Source organism: Streptomyces sp. DH41 (assembly GCF_029813785.1).
Lineage (GTDB): Bacteria > Actinomycetota > Actinomycetes > Streptomycetales > Streptomycetaceae > Streptomyces.
The window spans coordinates 180,499-199,133 of record NZ_JARVKY010000016.1 but is presented as its reverse complement, the minus strand read 5'-3'; the positions used below and the strand labels follow the sequence as shown (position 1 = coordinate 199,133).

Sequence of the window (18,635 nt, the reverse complement as noted above, 5' to 3'; positions counted from 1 at the left end):
CCCCGTTACGGCACGCAGGACCCGTCCCAGCGGCAACACTCGCCCCGGACCGGCACGACCCGCTCCGAAGCACCCCACCCCAGCGCGCAAGCCCCACCGCCCCGGCGACCTCCCCACCTCGGCGTGCGGGAACCGGCTCGACAACACCCCCGCCCCGGCCCGCGTCCCCCGTTACGGCACGCAGGACCCGTCCCAGCGGCAACACTCGCCCCGGACCGGCACGACCCGCTCCGAAGCACCCCACCCCAGCGCGCAAGCCCCACCGCCCCGGCGACCTCCCCACCTCGGCGTGCAGGACCCCACTCGGCAATCCCCGCCCCGACGACCTCCCCGCCTCGGCGTGCGGGAACCGCCCGCGGCATCACTCGGCCCGAGCCGGCATGACCCGCCCCGGCGCGCGTCCCCGAGCCCGGGCGGCATCACCCTCGGCACCCTCGACGTGCGTCACACAGCGCCCGGACCGGACCGACGGAGCCCCGAGCGCCGCCCACACAGCCCCTCCGGCGTTCGAGAACCAGGCTGCCCTCAAGGCCGAAGGGGGCCCAGGGGACGCAGGGGGCGCAGCCCCCGGGGACGCGAGCCACGACGTCCCCCAACCGCAGCGGAGCCTACGAGTGCCCCAGCTCCGCCGACGCCTCGTCCTCAGTCACCGGCACCGACCCGGAGTCCGGCGCCGGGCGCAGCGGGAACGGGTCGACCCGCGTCTCGTCGATCACCGGCGGAGCCGGCTGCGGCGGCTTCGGCATGACCGCGGCCTCCGAGTGCCCACCGCACCCGTAGGCCAGCGACACCACCCGCCCGTCCGCCGGGGAGAACTCGTTGGCGCACACCCCGAAGGCCTGACCCAGCGAGCCACCGATACGCGCCAGGAAGCCGCAGCTCTCGCAGGACGCGGGGGCCGCCTGGGCCATCGCGCTCTTCGGGCCGAAGCCCTCCTCCCACCGGTCCGCGGCGATGTGCAGGCCGTACCTGGAGAGCACCCGTGTGCGGCGCAGGCCCAGTTCCTCGGCGACCGCGGAGATCGTGCCGCGGGCCGGGACGATCGACAGCTCGGCGGGCGGCCCGGCCGTGACCTCGGCGTCCTCGGCCTCCACGAGGTCGGCCATCTCGTGGGAGACGGCGGAGTTCGGCGGCGGCTCGTCCTCGCCGGTCCAGCCGGGCTCCAGCCGCAGATCCTCCGCGTCGGTGGGCAGCAGGTCGCCGGGGCCCATGTCGCCGGGGCGCAGCCGCTCGCTCCACGGCACCCACTCGGGGGCGAGCAGCGCGTCCGGGCCGGGCAGCAGCACCGCCTCGTCCACCGTGACGATCTTGGCGCGAGAGGCGCGGGCCACGGTCACGGCCCAGCGCCAGCCCCGGTACCCGAGCTCCTTGCAGGCGAAATGATGTGTGACGACCCGGTCACCCTCCGACACCAGCCCGGCGTGCTCGCCGACGACGCCGGGTGCGGCGGCCTCCTCGGCTGCCGCACGGGCGAGGTCGACGGCCTCGGCGCACAGACGGTCAGGGGTGCGGCTTCGCGTTGTCGCTGCGCTCACAGGTATCGCTTCTCTCCATACGCCGTCTCACGAGTGCGCCGCTGCCTGCGAGGGGCGGACGGAGCGGACCTGTGGACCGCGTCGACGTCCGCGCCCGATCGCGCTCGGGCACACCTACGTCATCCATTCTGCGGGATGGCCGTAAGGCGCGCGGCCGAGAACGTTCGCCACGGCGCGCTAGGCACGCTACCTGTTCATGTGCGCTGGGCCTACACCGACGGGAGTTTCGGCGGGGTACGGCCTGACGTTCTCCGGTGGCGCCGGAGTCGGTGTCACCCGACTCGATCACCGCCATACGTGCCGTATCGACGCTATAGCCCCCGCTCTCGGGGCACTATGACGGGGTGGCAGCAGCACGGACGGAGTTCAAGGGCGGGAGCCGGAGGCACGGCCCCGGCTCCCGGTTCCGTGCGGTCGGCCGCGCCCTGCGGCTGCCGGTGACCGGCACCGCGCGCGGCATCCGCCGGGCGACGCACGCGCACGGCGCCGGCGAGTCCGGCCTCGGCAAGCTGATCGAGCTGCACGGGGTGAACGGCGCCGGCGACGTCATGATCACCGTCGCGCTCGCCTCCACCGTCTTCTTCTCCGTCCCCACCGACGAGGCGCGCGGCCGGGTCGCGCTCTACCTCGCCATCACCATGGCCCCGTTCACGCTTCTCGCGCCGGTGATCGGCCCGCTCCTGGACCGCCTGCCGCACGGCCGGCGCGCGGCGATGGCGGCCGCGATGGGCGCCCGGGCGCTGCTCGCGCTGGTGCTGTCCGGGGCGGTCATCAGCGGCAGCATCGGGTTGTACCCGGCCGCTCTCGGCGTGCTGGTCGCCTCGAAGGCGTACGGGGTGGTCAGAAGCGCCGTGGTGCCACGGCTGCTGCCACCCCGGTTCTCCCTGGTGAAGGCGAACTCGCGGGTCACGCTGTGCGGGCTGCTCGCCACCGGCGTCGCCGCGCCGATCGCGGCGGGACTCCAGCAGGTCGGGCCGCGCTGGCCGCTGTACGGCGCCTTCGTGATCTTCGTCGCGGGCACCGTCCTGTCGTTCACGCTGCCGCCGAAGGTGGACTCGGCGCGCGGTGAGAGCCGGGCGCTGCTCGCCGCCGACGAGCACCATCTGCACGGGCACCTGCACGGGTCACTGCGGGGACCGCTACGAGAACGGCTACGGGGGCCGGGCAAGCGCCCCGGGCTGCGGACGGTGGGCCCGGCGGTGACGCACGCGCTGGCCGCCAACGCCGGGATCCGCTGCCTGTCCGGCTTCCTGATCTTCTTCCTGGCCTTCCTGCTGCGCGTGCACCCGCTGTCCGGGCAGAGCGCGGCCGTGTCGCTGGGCATCGTGGGTGTCGCGGCCGGCGCGGGCAACGCGCTGGGCACGGCGGTGGGCGCGTGGCTGCGGTCGCGGGCGCCGGAGATCATCATCGTGACGGTCGTCGCGATCGTGCTGGGCGCGGCGGTCACGGCCGCGGTGTTCTTCAGCACCGTCCTGGTGGCGTGCCTGGCCGCGATCGCGGGGTTCGCGCAGGCGCTGGCCAAGCTGTCCCTGGACGCGCTGATCCAGCGGGACGTGCCCGAAGAGGTCCGCACCTCGGCGTTCGCGCGCTCGGAGACGCTGCTCCAGGTCTCCTGGGTACTCGGCGGAGCGGTCGGCATCGTGCTGCCGCTGAACGGCACGCTGGGTCTGTCGGTGGCCGCCGCGATCATCGCCGCCGGGTGGCTGACGACCGTACGGGGCCTGATCGACTCGGCCCGGCACGGAGGAGCGGCGCGGCCGAGAGTGGCGTGACCACGCCACGCCGTACCCAGGTGGGGGGACGGCCTCGAGCGCCGTATAGCCTTCGACCATGACCACGTTGCAATCCTCTGTGCGACGCCGCCGCGCCGTCGCTGCCGTCGGCGCCGTATCCGCCGGACTGCTCCTGCTGTCCGCCTGTGACCAGCCGACGCCCATGGCCACGGTCACGGTCGGCAGTGACTCGGTCAGCTCCGACGCCACCTGCGGCGGGGAGGGCAAGGTCCTGGAGACCGCCGAGATCCAGAAGTGCCTGCAGGACGACGACGTCGAGTCCATCACGGTCAACCCGGACGACACCGTGCGCTTCGGGGTGGACCCGGAGGTCGCCGACGAGCGCTGGACGATCCTGATGAACGGTCAGCAGCTGACCGACGACACGGACAACACGTACCGCACGGTCCCGGGCAGCGTGTTCTTCAACGCCCAGTACGGCGCCCAGGGCGACTCCACGCTCGTCACGATCAAGGCGGGCGACGGCAAGGAAGCCAGCGAGGAGGCCACCGGTCTGTGGTCCTTCAGGCTGAAGAAGGACAGCTGACCACGTCCTCCCTACGCGTCCTCGTGGCCACCGCGGTCCCCGTCGAACGGGACGCGGTGGCTCGGGCGTTCCCGGCGCGGGGCGCCGAGGTGTCCTCCCCCGGGGTGGCCCTCCAACGGCTCCCGGACGGCTGGGACCTGCTGGCCGCCGGTGTCGGCCCGGCCCTCGCCGCCGCCTCCACCGCCGCCGCCCTGACCGCCGCGGCCCTCGGCTCCGCGCCCTACGGCCTGGTCGTCTCGACCGGCATCGGCGGCGGCTTCGTACCGGACGCGCCCGTCGGCTCGCTCGTCGTCGCCGACGAGATCACCGCGGCCGACCTGGGCGCCGAGACGGCCGACGGTTTCCTGCCGGTCACCGACCTCGGCTTCGGCACCGTCACCCACCACCCGCCGGCCGGCCTCGTCGCCGCCGTCGCCACCGCGACCGGGGCCCGCCCCGGCACCGTCCTGACCGGGTCCACCGTCACCGGCACCGCCGAACGCGCCGCACTGCTGCGCGCCCGCCACCCGCGCGCCCTGGCCGAGGCGATGGAGGGCTTCGGCGTCGCCGAGGCGGCCGCCGCGCACGGGGTGCCCGTACTGGAACTGCGCGCGGTCTCCAACCCGGTCGGCCCGCGCGACCGCGCCGCCTGGCGGATCGGCGACGCGCTCGCGGCCCTGACGGACGCCTTCGGGAAGCTCGCACCCGTCCTCACGAGTTGGAACCGACATGACCTCTGAGCCCTTGCAGATCGCGTACTCCCCCTGCCCGAACGACACCTTCGTCTTCGACGCCCTGGCCCACGGCCGGGTCCCCGGCGCTCCCGCCCTCGACGTGACGTTCGCGGACATCGACATCACCAACGGCATGGCCGAACGCGGCGAGTTCGACGTACTGAAGGTGTCGTACGCCGTACTGCCGTACGTCCTCGGCGAGTACGCGCTGCTGCCCTGCGGGGGCGCGCTGGGCCGGGGCTGCGGGCCGCTGGTGCTCAGCCGGGAGGCCGACGCGGACCTGCGCGGGCGCACGGTGGCGGTGCCGAGCGAGACGTCGACGGCGTACCTGCTGTTCCGGCTGTGGGCGGCGGACACCGTGCCCGGAGGGGTCGGCGAGATCGTCGTCATGCCGTTCCACGAGATCATGCCGGCGGTGCGGGACGGGAAGGTCGACGCGGGACTGGTGATCCACGAGGCCCGTTTCACGTACCGGAACTACGGGCTGCACAAGCTCGCCGACATGGGCGAGCACTGGGAGCGGACCACCGGGCTGCCGATCCCCCTCGGCGCGATCATCGCCAAGCGGTCGCTGGGCGAGGAGACGCTGACGCGCCTGGCGGACTCGGTGCGTACGTCCGTCCGCGCGGCCTGGGACGACCCGGAGGTGTCCCGGCCGTACGTCATGGAGCACGCCCAGGAGATGGACCCGGCCGTCGCCGACCAGCACATCGGGCTGTACGTCAACGAGTTCACGGCCGACCTCGGCGAGGACGGCTACGCGGCGATCCGGGGCCTGCTGACCCGCGCGGCGGCCGAGGGACTGGTACCGGCCCTCGGCCCGGACGCGCTGGCGTTCCCCTGACGGGTGAGGCGCGGGGTCAGACGTCCAACTGGTCGGCGACCGCGCGGAGCAGGCCGGCGATCTTCTTGCCGGCGGTCTTCTCGGGGTAGCGGCCGCGCTCCAGCATCGGGGTGATGTTCTCCAGGAGGGTGGTCAGGTCCTGGACGATGGAGGCCAGCTCGTCCGGCTTCTTGCGCTGCGCGGCCGCGACCGACGGGGCCGGGTCCAGCAGGGTCAGGGACAGGGCCTGGTCGCCGCGCTGCCCGGCGACGACGCCGAACTCCACGCGCTGGCCCGGCTTCAGTGCCTCGACTCCGGCGGGGAGGACCGAGGAATGGACGAAGACGTCACCGCCGTCGTCGCGGGAGAGAAAGCCGAAGCCCTTCTCACTGTTGAACCACTTGACCTTGCCGGTAGGCACGTCTGTCCTCGTCCTCGTACTCGTCGGAAAACTGCTCGGAAACGGCTTCTGATAGCACTTGGGCGGGTCGTCCGGACCCGCCGGTACCAAGGCTAATGGTGTCCGGGCCGGTGACAAGACGTCCCCCGGTCGTTCTTCAGGCCTGGGAACTACCCTGGTCGGGTGCGTGACAAAACCCAAACGAATTCCGCCGCGCCCGGTGACCGACTGATCCGCGCCGGTGCGATCGTCTTCTTCATCGGTACCGTGGCCACACTGGTCACGGTGGCCCCGCTGTTTCTGGGGACGACGCCCTTTCCCACCTACATGTTCGTGTTGAGCATGCTGATGGGAGTGGGCTTCCTGATCGCCGGTGCGGGGGTGTTCCAGTCGATCACCGCGGGCCGGCGTCAGGCGCGTGCCGCGTCGAGCCCTTCGGCGTCGCCTTCGCCGTCACCGTCGCGGTAGCCCGCGAGCCATTCCGGGAACTCCGTCAGGTCGGCGAGGACGACGTCGGCGCCGGCCGCGCGCAGTTCCTCCGCGCCGCACGGGCCGCTGGCCACGGCCACGGCGTGGGCTCCGGCGGTGCGCGCGCCGCGTACGTCGCCGGTGTGGTCGCCGACGTACACGTCCGCGCCGTGCTCGCGCAGCGCCACGGCCTTCTGCTCGGCCCACAGGCCGCCGATCACGGCGTCCGGTTCCATGCCGAGGTGGGCCAGGTGCAGCTTGGCGTTGGGCTCGTACTTGGCGGTGACGACGATCGCCCGTCCGCCGGCCTCGCGCACGGCGGCGATCGCCTCCCGGGCGCCGGGCAGCGCGGGCGTGGCGGCGACGGCGTACGCCGGGTACATCTCCCGGTACAGATCGGCGGTGGCGGCGATCTCCTCGGCCGGGAACCAGTGGGCCAGCTCCTCCTCCAGCGGGGGCCCGAGCCGCGTGACGGCCAGGTCGGCGTCGACGTACGTCCCCGTCCGCTCGGTCAGCGCCAGGTAGCAGGCGCGGATGCCGGGGCGTGAGTCGATCAGCGTCATGTCGAGATCGAAACCGACGGTGGGCGCGGGGCGGGTCGTGGAGGCCATGGCCCCATTGTGCCGGGACGTCCCGCGGGTCAGCTCCGGGGGCGGCGGGAGCGCCAGAGGAGGTACAGGGCCGTGGCGACGGCGGCCGTGCGCAGGACCAGGGGCCAGGTCTCCGCGACGGCGTCGTTCATGTGGCCCTCGGCGATCGGGGCGCCCCAGCGGCCCTCCGTGCGGCCCCACAGCCAGACGACGCCGCCGGCGGCGACCGTGCCGGGCAGGCCCAGTACCGCCCACTTCGACTGGGCCGGGGTAAGGCGGCGGGAGAGGTAGGCGATCAGCCAGCCCAGGCCCAGCGGGACGAGGCTGCCGGCGACGGCGCCGGCCACCAGCAGGGCGGCGGCGAGCAGCAGCAGCGGGTGGTTCCAGCCGCCCTCGGGCCACAGGCGGGGGAGGCGGCGGCGCCGGGCCCCGCCCGTGTCGACGGCGGCCGGTTCCCCGGCCTCCTCCACCGCCTCCGCCTTCTCGGCGGCCCCGTGCTTCCTCGCCGCCCCGGCCGCGTCGCCCATGTCGCGCGGCGGGGGCTTGAGCAGCTCGGGGATCTCCACACCGCCGACGAACCCCGGCACGCTGTCCCCGGCGCCCCCGAAGCCGCCCCCGAGGCCACCGTCGAGGCCACCGCCGAACGGGCCGTTGTCGACCCGCCACCAGTCCGGCTGCGGGACGCCGCCGCCGCTCCCCAGCTCGTCCGCGCCCGCCAGGTGCGGCGGGGAGGGAGCCGTCCCGGGCTCGGGCGTGGCGGGGCGGGGGCGCGGTACGGCGCGCCGCAGGCCCTTGAGCCGCTCCGCCTTCCGCGGCCCGCCCCCCGGCTTCCGCGGCCCGCCCTCCGCCTTCCGAGGCCCGCCCTCCGGCTGCACGGGCACGGCGGCGGGCGGCGGCGCCGACGGCTGCGGGGCACCGCCCGGGCCGCTCCCGCCGCTCGTGCCGCCCGCCGCGTCGACGATGTCGTAGGGGCTGCCGAGCCGGTCCAGGATGCGACGGACGGCGGCGGGACTGTCCACAGTGGTCTTGGCACGGTGCCGGTCGATCTCGTTGCGCAGCTCGGAGACCAGCCGCATGCGCGTGGCCGACGGCAACTGCCGTTGCTGGGCCACGTCGCCGACGCGGCTCAGATACTCGTAGACGACCTGGTCGCTCTCGATCCCCACGGAGCCCTCCGGGGCGGTGTGTTGTGGTACGCCGTCGGACGAAGGTATCCAATCCTCCCGTGCGGGGCGGACGCGCACCGCGCGAGCGCACGCGCACACCGCCGCCGTACCCACCCGCTAACGTGGGCCGGATGAGCACCGAGGAGAAGTCCGCGGCCCCCCGGTCCCTCGCGGAGGCGCTCCGCGTCAGGGACGACGTCTCGCTTGCCGCCCTCCTGCGCAGCCGTCCCGACCTCATCACCCCCGTGCCCACGGACCTCACGCAGCTCGCCACCCGCGCGGGCACCCGCGCATCCGTCGTGCGCGCCCTGGAGCGGCTGGACCGGTTCACGCTGCAGACGGCCGAGGCACTGGCCGTGGCGGCGGATCCGGCGCCGTACGAGGAGCTGGTCCGCCTCATGGCCGGTGACGAGGGCGATCCCGTCGTCTCGGCCGCCCTGCCCCGGGCCGTCGCCCTGCTGCGCGAACAGGCCCTGGTGTGGGGCGCCGACGACCGGCTGCGGCTGGTGCGCACCGCCCGCGAACTGCTCGCGCCCTCCCCGCAGCACCCGTCCCCGACGGGGCTCGGCCCCACCGTGCGGGAGGCGACGGCGGGGATGTCACCGGGCCGGATCCAGGAGATCCTGGCCGTCGTCGGCCTGCCCTCGACGCACGACTCCGTCTCCGCCGTGTCCGCGCTCGGCGCGCTGTTCGCCGACCGGCCGCGGATGGCGGCGCTCCTGGCCGAACCGCCCGAGGAGTCCCGGGAGGTGCTGGCCCGGCTGGTGTGGGGGCCGCCCTACGGACAGGTCACCCACGATCCCGCGCCGCATCTGCGCCACCTGCTGGACCGCGGCCTGCTGCTGCCGACCGCGCCCGGCACGGTCGTCCTGCCCCGCGAGGTCGCCCTGCACCTGCGCGGGGGCCGGGCGCACCGCGCGCCGGAGCCGGTGCCGCCGCCGGTGGAGGCCGCCGCCGCGCACCGTCCACAGGTTGTGGACGCCACCGCGGCCGGACAGGCCCTGACGGCGCTGGCGACCGTCGAGGACCTGCTGAAGGAGTGGGACGAGGGCGGTCCGGCGGTGCTGCGGGCCGGCGGGCTGAGCGTGCGCGACCTGAAGCGGACGGCCGTCGCGCTGGACGTGCCCGAGCCGGTGGCCGCGTTCTGGGCCGAGCTGGCCTACGCGGCCGGGCTGATCGCCTCCGACGGCGCGGAGGACGAGCGGTACGCGGCGACCCCGGCGTACGACGAGTGGCGGGAGCTGCCCACCGCGGAGCGCTGGGCGCGGCTCGCCGGGACCTGGCTGACGGCCACCCGCACGCCGGGTGTGGTCGGCGGGCGGGACGCGAAGGACCGTACGCTCTCGGCGCTGGGCCCGAACCTGGACCGTTCGGCGGCGCCGGAGGTACGGCACCGGGTGCTGGCCCTGCTGGCGGGGCTGCCCGAGGGCGCCTCGCCCACCGAGGAGTCGGTGCTGGCCCGGCTGCGCTGGGAACGTCCGCTGCGCGGCCCGCGGCGGGACGGACGCGAGGGCCAGGACGACGACCTGCGTACGCGGCTGGCCCGCTGGACGCTGTCGGAGGCCGAGCTGCTGGGCGTCACCGGGCGCGGCGCGCTGGCCGCGCCGGGACGGGCGCTGATCGGGGCGCCCGAACCGCCTCGTGCGGTCGAGGCGGCCGAGGCGTCCGGGGCGTCCGGGGCGTCCGGGGCGCCGGAGGGTCCCGGTGACAAGCTCCCCGTCCACCATCACCGCACCCCGCCCGTGCCCGCGCCCGCGACCCCCGCCGAACGGGCCGCCGCCACCGCGCGGGCCGCCCGGCTGCTCGCTCCGCTCTTCCCCGAACCGCTGGACCACGTACTGCTCCAGGCCGACCTGACGGCGGTGGCGCCGGGCCCCCTGGAGCGCCCGCTGGCCGATCTGCTGGGGGTGCTCGCGGACGTGGAGTCCAAGGGCGGGGCGACCGTCTACCGGTTCACGCCGGGCTCGGTGCGCCGCGCGCTGGATTCCGGGCAGGCCGCCGCCGACCTGCACACCTTCCTGGCGCGGCACTCCCGCACGCCGGTGCCGCAGCCGCTCACGTACCTGATCGACGACGTGGCCCGGCGGCACGGGCGGCTGCGGGTGGGCGCGGCCTCGGCGTACGTGCGCTGTGACGACGACACGACGCTGGACGAGATCCTCGCCGACAAGCGGGCCTCCGGTCTCGCCCTGCGCCGTCTGGCGCCGACCGTGCTGGCCGCGCAGGCCGACCCGGCGGCGCTGCTGGAGGGGCTGCGCGCGATGGGGTTCGCGCCGGCCGCCGAGTCCGCCGGGGGCGACGTGCTGATCGCGCGCGCCGACGCCCACCGCACACCGCCGCGGACGGCGCCGGAGCCGGTACCGGACGGTCCGCCGGTGCCCGACGACACGCTGCTGACGGCGGCGATCCGCGCCGTCCGGGCCGGCGACCTGGCCGCCACGGCCCCGCGCAAGCCGGGCCCCGGGAGCGGTGCGGGCGACGCGCCGGCGGCGGGCGGACTGCCCCGTACCGGTGCCGCCGAGACCCTCGCCACCATGCAGGCGGCCGTCATGACCGGCGAGGCGCTGTGGATCGGCTACGTGAACGCCGAGGGCGCCGCCAGCCAGCGCGTCATCGCCCCGATCCGGGTCGAGGGCGGCTTCGTGACGGCGTACGACCACACGGCGGACGAGGTGCGCACGTATCCGCTGCACCGGATCACCGGGGTGGCCGAGCTCGCGGACGACGCGACGTGAGGTGACGCTCCGTCCGCGTGCCGTGACGTGCTGTGTGGCCTGCGCTGACGTGACGCTCGGGCCCCTCCGGGGTTTTACGCGCGTCCGACCATGATTCCGACATCTTGGGCACTTTCGGGCGTACGCGGTGGTTCATGCACGCCACGCCGGGTGATTCGCACCTGAGAGGGAGCTTTTTTCATATTCCGCATCGGTTCGACGGCACTCGGGCAGCCACCGGATGCCCTGCAAACCAACCGAAAGGGAGAACCCGATGCGTACCGCAGTTCGCCGCGTCGCCACCGTCCTGGCCTCCACCGCCACCCTCGTCGCGGCGTTCGCCGCCGAGGCCGCCGCGATCGGCATCGACCTCGGCGGAGGCGTGGTCCTCTGACCGTGCTGTGACCATCCTCTGATCCCTCGCCGGCCCCTCCGGTCGGCAACCCCGTCGGCGGGCCGGGTCCCCAGTCCCCCTGGGCCCGGCCCGCTCCGGATTCCTCCCCCGCACGCCCCCGCGTGATCACGAAAGGCCGGACACCCCCATGCGCTCCGAGCTCCCCGGTCCCGACCGCTCCACCAGCCACCCCACCGACCGGTCCGCCGACCGCTCCACCAGCCACCCCACCGACCAGTCCGCCGCCCGCAACGCCGCCCGCAACGCCGTCGCCGTCTCCGTCGCCGCCCTGATCACCGCCGCGGCGCTGTTCGGCGCGCTCGCCCCCAAGGCCGCCGCGCTGCCCCTGCCCCTGCCGGCCACCGGCATCGAGTCCCTGGTCACGGAGGGGATCACCATCGAGGGCCCGCTGATCAACAACCTCACTCTTCGCTAGGCCCGCCGGGCTACGGATCAGGCACACTGGACGTTTGGCCGATCCGTCCAGTCACTGTCGGCCGTACGCGCGCGAAAGGGTGCCGCCCGTGAATGGTCCGCTGATCGTCCAGTCCGACAAGACCCTGCTCCTCGAAGTCGACCACGAGCGGGCCGGCGAGTGCCGTCGGGCCATCGCGCCCTTCGCCGAACTGGAGCGGGCGCCGGAGCACATCCACACCTACCGGGTGACCCCGCTCGGCCTGTGGAACGCGCGGGCGGCGGGCCACGACGCCGAGCAGGTCGTGGACGCGCTCGTCGAGTACAGCCGCTACCCGGTGCCGCACGCGCTGCTCGTCGACATCGCCGAGACGATGGACCGCTACGGCCGCCTCACCCTGTCCAAGCACCCGGCGCACGGACTGGTCCTGACGACCACCGACCGGCCGGTGCTGGAGGAGGTCCTGAAGTCGAAGCGGATCGCGCCGCTCGTCGGCAACCGCATCGACCCCGACACGGTGGCCGTGCACCCCTCCGAGCGCGGGCAGATCAAGCAGACGCTGCTGAAGCTGGGCTGGCCCGCCGAGGACCTCGCCGGGTACGTCGACGGCGAGGCGCACCCGATCGAGCTGGCCGAGGACGGCTGGACGCTGCGGCCCTACCAGAAGCAGGCGGTGGAGAACTTCTGGCACGGCGGCAGCGGTGTCGTCGTACTCCCCTGCGGCGCCGGGAAGACGCTGGTCGGCGCCGGTTCGATGGCGCAGGCCAAGTCGACGACGCTGATCCTGGTGACGAACACCGTCTCCGCCCGGCAGTGGAAGCACGAGCTGGTGAAGCGGACCTCCCTCACCGAGGAGGAGATCGGCGAGTACAGCGGGACGAAGAAGGAGATCCGGCCCGTCACCATCGCCACGTACCAGGTGCTGACGACGAAGCGGAAGGGCGTCTACCCGCACCTGGAGCTCTTCGACTCCCGGGACTGGGGACTGGTCGTCTACGACGAGGTGCACCTGCTGCCGGCGCCGGTCTTCAAGTTCACCGCCGACCTCCAGGCGCGGCGCCGGCTCGGTCTGACCGCGACCCTGGTCCGCGAGGACGGCCGCGAGTCGGACGTGTTCTCCCTCATCGGCCCGAAGCGTTTCGACGCGCCGTGGAAGGAGATCGAGGCGCAGGGCTACATCGCGCCCGCCGACTGCGTGGAGGTCCGGGTCAACCTCACCGACTCCGAGCGTCTCGCGTACGCCACCGCCGAGACGGAGGAGAAGTACCGCTTCTGCGCGACGACCGCCACCAAGCGGAAGGTGACGGAGGCGATCGTGCGGCGCTTCGCCGGGCAGCAGATCCTCGTCATCGGCCAGTACATCGACCAGCTCGACGAGCTGGGCGAGCACCTGGGCGCGCCGGTCATCAAGGGCGAGACGTCCAACGCCCAGCGGGAGAAGCTCTTCGAGTCCTTCCGCCAGGGCGAGATCAGCGTGCTGGTCGTGTCGAAGGTCGCGAACTTCTCCATCGACCTACCGGAGGCGACCGTCGCCATCCAGGTGTCGGGCACCTTCGGGTCCCGGCAGGAGGAGGCCCAGCGGCTCGGCCGGGTGCTGCGTCCGAAGGCCGACGGCCACCAGGCGCACTTCTACTCGGTCGTCGCCCGCGACACCCTCGACCAGGACTTCGCCGCCCACCGCCAGCGCTTCCTGGCGGAGCAGGGCTACGCGTACCGGATCATGGACGCGGACGAGCTGCTGGCGGAGGGCTGAGCGGACGCCCCGGTCAGGCTCCGGGGAGGGTGAACACCAGGATCAGGACGAACACCGGCGGCAGCAGCGAAAGCGCGGCCATCCAGATCCGCGGGGCGGACCAGCGCCGGGTCCAGGGCAGCGCCCAGGCGGCGACCCAGGCCCCGTGGGTGACGAAGGCGCCGAAGAACAGGGTCCCGTAGATCAGCGTCAGCGAGGTCGTCAGCGCCTGCGGGCAGTCGGCTCCGCAGCTGTCGGTCGCCATGACCGACAGCAGGCCGAGGAACGCCGCCGTCGGCACCAGGACCGTCAGGAGCACGGTGGCGACGGTCGGCGCGATCCACGCCGTGCGGTCCCGCCGGTCGCGCGGTTCCCGCCAGGCGGCCGGATACGGCGGCCATGCCGTGGGGTGCTGTGGGCTCATACGGCCAGTGAAGCCGTGCGTGCGGTCCCCCCGCACCGGCGTACGTACTCAGACCGGTACGCGGGCCTACTCAGTCCGCGCGGCGGCCGACGCGGACGTCACCGGCGGCGGACGCCGGCCTCCTCGCCGTACTCGCCGAGTACGACCACGTCGAAGGCGGCGCCCGCGAACACCCTGACGGCGCGCACGGCGTCACCGAGCCGGTGCCGGTGGCTGCCGGCCACGGGCGTGGCACCGGACGCGCGGACCGGTGCCGGGACGGGGGAGATGGTTGCTGCGCTCATGTCTCCATGGTGCGACCGCGACCGCCGTACCGGCATCGGTCCGAGGGCCGAGCCCCCGCGCACCCGCACTACGACCCTGGAGGGATCGCATCCCCCGGAACGGAGGACGCGATCCCCTAGGGGACGGGAAAACGGTTGGCCCGCGCCGCCTTCGGCCCTCTAGAATCTCCGCTCTTGCCCGCCTCCCCACGGAGTGCCGCCGTCCGGACGGAAACCGGCCGGCCCACCGCGCGCAGCCAGCGCCCACCGCATCGCAGGTCATCCGGAGGCACTCCCTTGTCCACGCCCGTCCACGAAGACCCCCTCTCCACAGAGCGCGCCCACCTCGCCGCCTCGCGTTCCGCGCTGCGCGCCATGCGCGAGGACGTCGAGTCCCTCGACATCACCGACGTCACCGCGAACTGGGTCAACGCCGCCGTGCTGGAGAGCCAGATCGAGGAGCGCGTCAAGGCGCTGGCCGACCTCAGCGAGACCCCGCTGTTCTTCGGCCGGCTCGACTACCTGCACGCCCCGGGCGCCGAGCAGGCGGAGGGCGGGGAGGGCGAGCGCCCGCAGCCGGAGGCTGCTTATCAGACACTGCATGTCGGGCGGCGGCACGTGCACGACACGGACGGCGACCCGATGGTGATCGACTGGCGGGCGCCGGTCTCGCAGCCGTTCTACCGGGCCTCGAAGAAGGACCCGATGGACGTCGCGCTGCGCCGCCGCTTCGGTTACACCGGCGGCGACCTGACGGCGTACGAGGACGAGCACCTGTCCGACCCGGCCGAGGCGGCCCTCACCAGCAGGCTGCTCCAGCAGGAGATCGAGCGGCCCCGCGTCGGCCCGATGCGCGACATCGTGGCGACCATCCAGCCCGAGCAGGACGAGATCGTGCGGGCCGGGCTGGCCGGTTCGGTCTGTGTGCAGGGCGGCCCCGGCACCGGGAAGACCGCCGTCGGCCTGCACCGGGTCGCCTACCTCCTCTACGCCCACCGCGAGCGCCTCGCCCGCACCGGCACCCTCGTCATCGGGCCGAACAGGTCCTTCCTGCACTACATCGAGCAGGTGCTGCCGGCCCTCGGCGAGCTGACGGTCCGGCAGGCGACCGTCGACGACCTGGTGGCGCACGTCGAGGTGCGCGGCGCGGACGAGGCGGCGACAGCAGTGATCAAGGGCGACGCCCGGATGGCGGACGTACTGCGCAGGGCCCTCTACTCGCACGTCATCCTGCCCACCGAGGGCATCGTCGTGGTGCGCGGCTCGCGCCGCTGGCGGGTGGCGGCGTACGAACTGGAGGAGATCGTCCGCGAGCTGCTCGCCCGCGGCATCCGCTACGGCGCCGCCCGCGAGGCCCTACCGCAGCGCATCGCGCACGCGGTGCTGGTGCAGATGGAACGGGCGGGCGAGGCGCCGGACGACCGGGTGCAGAACGCGGTGGCGCGCAACGCCGCCGTGAAGGCGGCGGTGAAGACCGTATGGCCGCCGGTCGAGCCGGCGAAGCTCGTCCTGCGGCTCCTGTCCGACGCGGACTTCCTCGCCGAGCACGCCGAGGGCGTCCTCACCGAGGACGAGCGGAAGGCGGTGCTGTGGGCGAAGCCGGCCCGCTCGGTGAAGTCCGCCCAGTGGTCACCCGCCGACGCCGTGCTGATCGACGAGGCCACCGACCTCGTCGAGCGCACCCACTCCCTCGGGCACGTGGTCCTCGACGAGGCGCAGGACCTCTCCCCGATGCAGTACCGCGCGGTGGGCCGGCGCTGCACCACCGGCTCGGCGACCGTCCTCGGCGACCTGGCGCAGGGCACCACGCCGTGGGCGACGCGGAGCTGGTCCGACGCGCTGGCGCACATGGGCAAGGGGGAGGCCGTGGTCGAGGAGCTGACGGCCGGTTTCCGCGTGCCGACGGACGTCATCGCGTACGCCTCCCGGCTGCTGCCGCACATCGCGCCGGGCCTGACGCCGGTGGCGTCGATCCGTGAGAACCCGGGCTTCTTCGACATCCGTGCGACCACGGACGGGACGGCGCGGGGGACGGCGGACGTGGTGTCCGCCTGCCGCGAGCTGCTGGGGCGCGAGGGCTCGGTCGGTCTGATCGCCGCCGACGCGCGGGTGCCGGAGCTGGCGGAGGCCCTCGGGGCGGCGGGGATCGGTTTCATCGGCCCGGGCGAGGAGACGACCCACGCCACCCGCCTGACCCTGGTGCCGGCCTCGCTGGCCAAGGGCCTGGAGTACGACTACGTGGTCCTGGACGAGCCGCGGGCCGTGGTCGACGGCGAGCCGGACGAGCGGACGGGACTGCGGCGCCTGTACGTCTGTCTGACCCGCGCGGTGTCGGGGTTGATCGTGACGCACGGGACGGAGCTGCCGCCGCAGCTGACGTAGCGGCCGCGCGCTGCTCGGCACCCGGTGCGTAGCCGCGGGCCACGGGCCGCGTCACCGCGGACAACCGTGCAGCCAGGGTCGGCGCGGCGGCACCCGGCCGACGCGGTCCGCGCACCCCCCGCTCCGTCCCACGCGCACCAACCGGCCGACGGTCAGTCCCCCAGCACCCGTCGCCACTCCCCCACCGCTTCCGCCGACACCGGCCCGTCCCATCCGTGGGGCCTCGCCGCCCCGCCGATGTGGAAGCCGTCGATGCCCGCGTCGAGGAGACCCGGCACGTGCTCCAGTCGCAGGCCGCCCCCCACCAGCAGCTGCTGCTCGTACCCGGGCTCCCCCCGCCGCCGCGCCTCGGCGAGCAGTACGGGCAGTCCGTCGTCGACCCCGCCGGCCGCCCCGGCCGTCAGGTACGTGTCCAGCCCGGGGAAGTCCGCGAGCTGCTTGCGCAGGGCGTCCCGGTTCCCGGCGCGGTCGATGGCGCGGTGGAACGTCCACCGGCATCCGGTCAGCGTCCCGGCCATCCGCTCCACGGCCCGGAGGTCCACGTCACCGTCGGCGTCGAGGAACCCCAGCACGAACTGCGTGGCCCCGGCCTCCCGCATCCGTCCCGCGACCCGCGCCAGCCGCTCGACGTCCCCGGCGGCGAAACCGTCGGCGAGCCGCAGCATCACCCGTACGTCGATGTCGACGGCGGCGCGGATCGCGGCGACGGTCTCGGCCGACGGGGTGAGTCCGTCGGCCGCCATGTCGGTGACCAGTTCGAGGCGATCCGCGCCTCCGGCCTGGGCGGCGACCGCGTCCTCGACGTCGAGGGCGATCACCTCCAGGACTGCACGCTTGCTCATGGGACCCCATTCGTCGGCCTACTACAGGTCTAGTCCAATCCAAGACTACGCCCCGATGGCAGGCCGGGTCCCCGCGTCGCCGCTCAGTCGCCGAAGATGTTCAGCTCCGCCGCCTGCACCCCGGCCAGCTCGTACGCCGCCGCTCCGTCCAGGGGACGGCCCGCGTAGAGCCGCAGGAGGGTGGGGCCGTCGCCGATGAACCGGCCGGGCGGCCGCTCGCCGTTCGCCTCGCCCAGCTTCAGGGGCTCGTCCAGGTCGTCCAGGTCGGCGTGGAGCGGCACGTGACCGCGCGCCCGGGTGATCGTGCCGAGCAGCGTGAGCGCCTCGGGGAGCCCGCGCCCCGCGTACGCCCCCGGCTCGCCGAAGGTCACCCGTACGTCACCGGCGTGCACCCACTCGCCCAGGGCGACGGCGTCCAGCACGCCGCCCGCCCGGGCGATCACCGGCCCGGCCTCGGTCATGCCGCGTTCCAGCTCGTCCACGACCCGGGCGTTCGTCCAGTCGGCGCGTTCGGCGATGTCGCGGTCGTTGCACTCGGGTGAGAAGACGCCCTCCTCGAAGCGTTTCTCCACCACCCGGACCAGCGCGCTGGAACAGTGCGCCAGCACGTCCCGCACGGTCCAGCCCGGGCACGCGGCCACCGGCAGCGCGAAGTCGGCGTCCGCCCGGGACCGCAGCAGCGGGACCAGTTCGTCCCGTTCGGTGGCCAGCAGCCGCCCGGGCAGCTCGGGGTCGCGTACGCCTTGCACATCCGCAGGAGTCGTCATGGACCCCACGTTAGGGCCGGTTCCGCCGCGCGGTCAGCGTTCCATCAGGGCGTCCAGTTCAGCGGCGTAGAGGAGGGCGGGATCGAACGCCATGCCGGTGAAGTGGCCCGCGAGTTCCAGGGACAGGACGCCGTGCAGCCGGGTCCAGACGGTCAGCGCCCGGTGCAGGACGGCGGGCGGGGCGGGGTGGCCGGCCGCCCACTGCCGGTGGCCTTCGAGGTGCGTGCCGAAGGGTGTCGCGGGGCGGTCCGAGGGCAGTGCGGCGCAGGCGTCGAGGATGGCCGTCATCGTCTCGGCGGCGATCTCGGTGATGTCGTCGGGTGCGCGGTAGCCCGGGACGGGGGTGCCGAAGACGAGGAAGTAGCGGTGGGGGTCGTCCAGCGCCCACGCGCGCATGGCGTGTGCCAGCGCGGCGAGGTCGGCGCCCGCCCCCGAGGCCGCCCGGAAGGTGTCGGCGAGGCTTCGGTACGCGTCCCTGACGAGTTCGGTGATCAGCTCGTCCCGGCCGCCGAAGTACCGGTAGAGCGCGGGGCCGCTCATGCCCATCCGCTTGGCGATCGCGTTGAGCGAGAGCGCGGACGCCCCCGCCGTCGCGATCTGCTCCCAGGCGTGTTCCTTGATCTCCGCGCGCACCTGGGTGCGGTAGCGCTCGCGCGGGGTCCTCGTGCGCGCGTCCGTCATGGTCCGC

General features: G+C 74.2%; 18 protein-coding genes. 9 read left to right on the top strand and 9 right to left on the bottom strand.

Annotated features, from left to right (window positions below; genetic code table 11):
* Nucleotides 1–608 precede the first annotated feature (608 nt).
* Nucleotides 609–1,535, bottom strand: coding sequence for a DUF3027 domain-containing protein (locus QC283_RS25240; RefSeq protein WP_279563952.1), 927 nt, complete (start codon nucleotides 1,533–1,535; stop codon nucleotides 609–611).
* Between the two features lie 344 nt (nucleotides 1,536–1,879).
* On the opposite strand from QC283_RS25240, the gene QC283_RS25235 reads away from it, so the two are divergent.
* Genes QC283_RS25235 through QC283_RS25220 form a run of 4 tightly spaced genes read left to right on the top strand, consistent with a single transcriptional unit; the run spans nucleotide 1,880 to nucleotide 5,411 of the window.
* The gene (locus QC283_RS25235) at nucleotides 1,880–3,307 is read left to right on the top strand and encodes an MFS transporter (RefSeq protein ID WP_279563951.1); all 1,428 of its coding nucleotides are present in this window, start codon (nucleotides 1,880–1,882) and stop codon (nucleotides 3,305–3,307) included.
* Between the two features lie 58 nt (nucleotides 3,308–3,365).
* The gene (locus tag QC283_RS25230; protein WP_279563950.1) at nucleotides 3,366–3,854 is read left to right on the top strand and encodes a DUF2771 domain-containing protein; all 489 of its coding nucleotides are present in this window, start codon (nucleotides 3,366–3,368) and stop codon (nucleotides 3,852–3,854) included.
* Nucleotides 3,824–4,573: a futalosine hydrolase gene (locus tag QC283_RS25225; RefSeq protein ID WP_279563949.1), complete on the top strand. Its 750-nt coding sequence runs from the start codon at nucleotides 3,824–3,826 to the stop codon at nucleotides 4,571–4,573. Before QC283_RS25230 ends, QC283_RS25225 begins: the two co-directional genes overlap by 31 nt.
* Entirely contained in the window at nucleotides 4,563–5,411 is an 849-nt protein-coding gene (locus QC283_RS25220; protein WP_279563948.1) for a 1,4-dihydroxy-6-naphthoate synthase, read from the top strand. The genes QC283_RS25225 and QC283_RS25220 overlap by 11 nt, the downstream gene beginning before the upstream one ends.
* Before the next feature lie 16 nt (nucleotides 5,412–5,427).
* On the opposite strand, the gene QC283_RS25215 is transcribed toward QC283_RS25220, so the two are convergent.
* On the bottom strand, nucleotides 5,428–5,811 hold the full coding sequence (locus QC283_RS25215; RefSeq protein ID WP_053132946.1) for a cold-shock protein: 384 nt from the start codon (nucleotides 5,809–5,811) through the stop codon (nucleotides 5,428–5,430).
* 162 nt (nucleotides 5,812–5,973) lie between these two features.
* Here QC283_RS25215 and QC283_RS25210 point away from each other — a divergent pair, with 162 nt between their 5' ends.
* Nucleotides 5,974–6,258, top strand: a complete 285-nt coding sequence (locus QC283_RS25210) for a hypothetical protein (protein WP_279563947.1) — start codon at nucleotides 5,974–5,976, stop codon at nucleotides 6,256–6,258.
* Here the strand turns inward: QC283_RS25210 and QC283_RS25205 are convergent.
* Nucleotides 6,201–6,869 carry an HAD family hydrolase gene (locus tag QC283_RS25205; protein WP_279563946.1) on the bottom strand — a complete coding sequence of 223 codons (669 nt, stop codon included), beginning with the start codon at nucleotides 6,867–6,869 and terminating at the stop codon, nucleotides 6,201–6,203. The two genes, QC283_RS25210 and QC283_RS25205, sit on opposite strands and share 58 nt — an antisense overlap.
* 29 nt (nucleotides 6,870–6,898) lie before the next feature.
* Nucleotides 6,899–8,014 carry a hypothetical protein gene (locus QC283_RS25200; protein ID WP_279563945.1) on the bottom strand — a complete coding sequence of 372 codons (1,116 nt, stop codon included), beginning with the start codon at nucleotides 8,012–8,014 and terminating at the stop codon, nucleotides 6,899–6,901.
* Nucleotides 8,015–8,145: 131 nt separating this feature from the next.
* Here QC283_RS25200 and QC283_RS25195 point away from each other — a divergent pair, with 131 nt between their 5' ends.
* The 3 genes from QC283_RS25195 (at nucleotide 8,146) to QC283_RS25185 (ending at nucleotide 13,290) form a co-directional block, all read left to right on the top strand.
* The gene (locus QC283_RS25195; protein WP_279563944.1) at nucleotides 8,146–10,749 is read left to right on the top strand and encodes a helicase C-terminal domain-containing protein; all 2,604 of its coding nucleotides are present in this window, start codon (nucleotides 8,146–8,148) and stop codon (nucleotides 10,747–10,749) included.
* A gap of 521 nt (nucleotides 10,750–11,270) precedes the next feature.
* Entirely contained in the window at nucleotides 11,271–11,558 is a 288-nt protein-coding gene (locus QC283_RS25190) for a hypothetical protein (protein WP_279563943.1), read from the top strand.
* Between the two features lie 88 nt (nucleotides 11,559–11,646).
* The gene (locus QC283_RS25185) at nucleotides 11,647–13,290 is read left to right on the top strand and encodes a DNA repair helicase XPB (protein ID WP_279563942.1); all 1,644 of its coding nucleotides are present in this window, start codon (nucleotides 11,647–11,649) and stop codon (nucleotides 13,288–13,290) included.
* A 13-nt stretch (nucleotides 13,291–13,303) separates the two neighbouring features.
* Here the strand turns inward: QC283_RS25185 and QC283_RS25180 are convergent, their stop codons facing one another.
* Both QC283_RS25180 and QC283_RS25175 read right to left on the bottom strand, forming a co-directional pair.
* Nucleotides 13,304–13,693, bottom strand: a complete 390-nt coding sequence (locus tag QC283_RS25180) for a hypothetical protein (RefSeq protein ID WP_279563941.1) — start codon at nucleotides 13,691–13,693, stop codon at nucleotides 13,304–13,306.
* Between the two features lie 98 nt (nucleotides 13,694–13,791).
* Nucleotides 13,792–13,977, bottom strand: coding sequence for a hypothetical protein (locus tag QC283_RS25175; RefSeq protein WP_279563940.1), 186 nt, complete (start codon nucleotides 13,975–13,977; stop codon nucleotides 13,792–13,794).
* Between the two features lie 276 nt (nucleotides 13,978–14,253).
* Between QC283_RS25175 and QC283_RS25170 the strand changes: the two genes are divergently transcribed.
* Nucleotides 14,254–16,338 (top strand): HelD family protein, encoded by a 2,085-nt coding sequence (locus QC283_RS25170; RefSeq protein ID WP_279563939.1) that lies wholly within the window; start codon nucleotides 14,254–14,256, stop codon nucleotides 16,336–16,338.
* Between the two features lie 152 nt (nucleotides 16,339–16,490).
* Here the strand turns inward: QC283_RS25170 and QC283_RS25165 are convergent, their stop codons facing one another.
* From QC283_RS25165 to QC283_RS25155, 3 genes are all read right to left on the bottom strand, one after another.
* On the bottom strand, nucleotides 16,491–17,180 hold the full coding sequence (locus QC283_RS25165; protein ID WP_279563938.1) for a copper homeostasis protein CutC: 690 nt from the start codon (nucleotides 17,178–17,180) through the stop codon (nucleotides 16,491–16,493).
* 83 nt (nucleotides 17,181–17,263) lie between these two features.
* Complete coding sequence (locus QC283_RS25160; RefSeq protein WP_279563937.1) at nucleotides 17,264–17,947, bottom strand: maleylpyruvate isomerase family mycothiol-dependent enzyme; 684 nt, start codon at nucleotides 17,945–17,947, stop codon at nucleotides 17,264–17,266.
* Between the two features lie 33 nt (nucleotides 17,948–17,980).
* Entirely contained in the window at nucleotides 17,981–18,628 is a 648-nt protein-coding gene (locus QC283_RS25155; protein WP_279563936.1) for a TetR/AcrR family transcriptional regulator, read from the bottom strand.
* Nucleotides 18,629–18,635: the final 7 nt, after the last annotated feature.

Bases quoted from the DNA above. Each gene is read 5' to 3' on its own strand.
- QC283_RS25180 (WP_279563941.1), bottom strand. From the start codon at position 13,693: ATGAGCCCACAGCACCCCACGGCATGGCCGCCGTATCCGGCCGCCTGG.
- QC283_RS25220 (WP_279563948.1), top strand. From the start codon at position 4,563: ATGACCTCTGAGCCCTTGCAGATCGCGTACTCCCCCTGCCCGAACGAC.
- QC283_RS25190 (WP_279563943.1), top strand. From the start codon at position 11,271: ATGCGCTCCGAGCTCCCCGGTCCCGACCGCTCCACCAGCCACCCCACC.
- QC283_RS25175 (WP_279563940.1), bottom strand. From the start codon at position 13,977: ATGAGCGCAGCAACCATCTCCCCCGTCCCGGCACCGGTCCGCGCGTCC.
- QC283_RS25230 (WP_279563950.1), top strand. From the start codon at position 3,366: ATGACCACGTTGCAATCCTCTGTGCGACGCCGCCGCGCCGTCGCTGCC.
- QC283_RS25160 (WP_279563937.1), bottom strand. From the start codon at position 17,947: ATGACGACTCCTGCGGATGTGCAAGGCGTACGCGACCCCGAGCTGCCC.
- QC283_RS25165 (WP_279563938.1), bottom strand. From the start codon at position 17,180: ATGAGCAAGCGTGCAGTCCTGGAGGTGATCGCCCTCGACGTCGAGGAC.
- QC283_RS25195 (WP_279563944.1), top strand. From the start codon at position 8,146: ATGAGCACCGAGGAGAAGTCCGCGGCCCCCCGGTCCCTCGCGGAGGCG.
- QC283_RS25205 (WP_279563946.1), bottom strand. From the start codon at position 6,869: ATGGCCTCCACGACCCGCCCCGCGCCCACCGTCGGTTTCGATCTCGAC.
- QC283_RS25155 (WP_279563936.1), bottom strand. From the start codon at position 18,628: ATGACGGACGCGCGCACGAGGACCCCGCGCGAGCGCTACCGCACCCAG.